Annotated in this window: 2 protein-coding genes; both read right to left on the bottom strand. The window is 35.7% G+C overall.

Going from position 1 to position 2,209, the window contains the following annotated elements; translation table 11 throughout:
* Positions 1-1,698 (bottom strand): pitrilysin family protein (locus GSY74_RS01385; RefSeq protein ID WP_164663316.1); only part of this gene is annotated, 1,698 nt, incomplete at its 3' end.
* 210 nt (positions 1,699-1,908) lie between these two features.
* Positions 1,909-2,209 (bottom strand): zinc ribbon domain-containing protein (locus tag GSY74_RS01380; RefSeq protein WP_164663314.1); only part of this gene is annotated, 301 nt, incomplete at its 5' end.

The following is a 2,209-nucleotide window of genomic DNA, read 5'->3' as shown; positions in this document are numbered from 1 at the left end:
CTCTCCAGCACCAGATTTGGATACAAACTCCGTAGCTTTTACCGCAGAGTCCAAATCATCTACGCTATAGAGTGAATCCCCACCAAAGCTAAAGCCCTGTAGTCGAACCTTATTTTTTGAAAAATCGGTCTGTTTAAATGTAACCTCGATGCCATTTTCCAAAACAAACGCATAGACTCCTGTCTTCTCATTATACTTTTTAGAGAGTATCTTTCTCTCTTTTAACTCCTTGTTCAGAAGTCTTTCAGGCAATTTCTCTGCTTTGCTATAGTCTGTTAGAGTCTCTTTTGAGCTACCTATTGTCTCTAGTGCATCCTGTTTAGATACATCCTTACCAGTGGTATTTATAAATCGTATAACTCTATTCTCTATAGCCAAAATTTCCCTATATTTAGCATTTATCTCATCTAGTTTAATATCTGCTATAAGCTCTTTTTTAAGCTTATATTTGTGGTCATAATCTACGAATATATAGTCATTTAATGCACATTGAACCAGAGAAGAAGCTACAGAAGATGACCTAATATCCGAGACTCTCTTATACTCTTTCTCATTTAAGGCAAGTTTATGTTTTTTGACAAGATTCAGATTATCTTCTGAAAATCCATACTTTTCAAAACTAAACATCATCTCATATAGCTCTTTTAGAGCCGATAATTCATTCTCTCCCCTATAGCTAACCGAAAACTTATAGCTACCTTTCTGACTACTAATATACCCATCTGCCAATTTTATAGTTGTAGCTTTTGGGTTATCTTTAAGCAGTTGCTCCTCTGCTTTCATATTGAAAAGATTATAGACCATAGACTCTATAATCCCTCTTCTCATATCATCTCTAGTTCTAGCATATATCATCTCATCAACATACTGCACCGATAGAGAGTTAGATGTCACCTCCTTGTCAGTGAGAGAGATAACCTGTGTATAGTTCATATCCGCAATCTCTCGTGATGCTCTTTTGTCACTACTGCTATTTTTCAGAGCAGAGAAGTGTTCTTTTATTAATCCTTCAATCTTAGTCACATTAAAATCACCAACAGCTACAAAGTGCATAAACTCTGGTCTATACCACTTATCATAAAAAGCTTTTGCTCTTTTGACAGATATATTTTTGACTATCTCTTTATCACCAATAGGCAGCCTATCCATAAATTTGGAGTCACCCAAGACCATATGTTTAGACCTATTATAGAGCCTAAGACCTACACTATCTCTGCTTCTAGCCTCTTCGAGTATAACCCCTCTCTCTTTATCAAACTCTTTTGAATTAAAGTTCAATCCACCAGCCCAATCCCGAAAAACCAAAAAACTCTTCTCTAAATTATCTTTTTCCAAAGGCACGGCAAGTTTATAAAGCGTCCTCTCATAACCTGTACTAGCATTAAGATGACTACCAAACTTCACCCCAATAGACTCTAAATATTTGATAAGCTCATTTTTCTTAAAATGCTTAGAGCCATTAAACGCCATATGCTCCGTAAAGTGTGCTATACCTTTCTGGTCATCATCCTCATCAATAGACCCAACCTTCACAAGAAGTCTAAATTCTGCTCTGCTTTTTGGTTTAGCATTCTGTTTTATAGTGTATTTGAACCCATTTTGAAGTCTGCCTTCAACCAAACTCTCTTCAGTAGGCAGATCTTTGGCATTGAGTGCCATTAACATACAGAGTAACGCAACCACCAGTATTTTTTTCATATATCTTATCCATTCTATTGTTTCTTGAAATTATGCCACATGATATTTAAGTTTAAGATAGGTTTTATTACTATCTGCAATAACTAGACTACTCTTACTTATTACGAATACGCGTCTGAACCCTCAAATATTACGAACATCCTCAACAGAGTAGTGATATACAATACATATTTTAGGTGAACTACCTCTAGCTAAAGAGCTAGAGGCTTCCTAACTAGCAAACTCCAACGAGTCTGAATTTGAAAGGCTTTCTGATTTATAGTCTTGAAGGCGAATTCCTAGCCCAAGAGACTCCAATCCCCTCCGTTCTATATTCTCACTGGCATTAATATCAGCATTAATCTCATGATGACACTTTAAGCACTTGAATTTAGATTGAGTCTTACGATTGTTTTTATCTTTATATCCACACCTATTACAAATTTGGCTTGTGTATTGTGGGTTAACTTTTACAAATAGTTTCTCATTAAGCATAGTCTGTTTGTATTGTAGCATCGCTACAAATTGATAG

It is taken from the genome of Sulfurovum sp. bin170, from assembly GCF_010892395.1.
Lineage (GTDB): Bacteria > Campylobacterota > Campylobacteria > Campylobacterales > Sulfurovaceae > UBA1140.
Note: the sequence above shows the minus strand (reverse complement) of the source record. Positions and strands in the feature narration are given on the sequence as shown.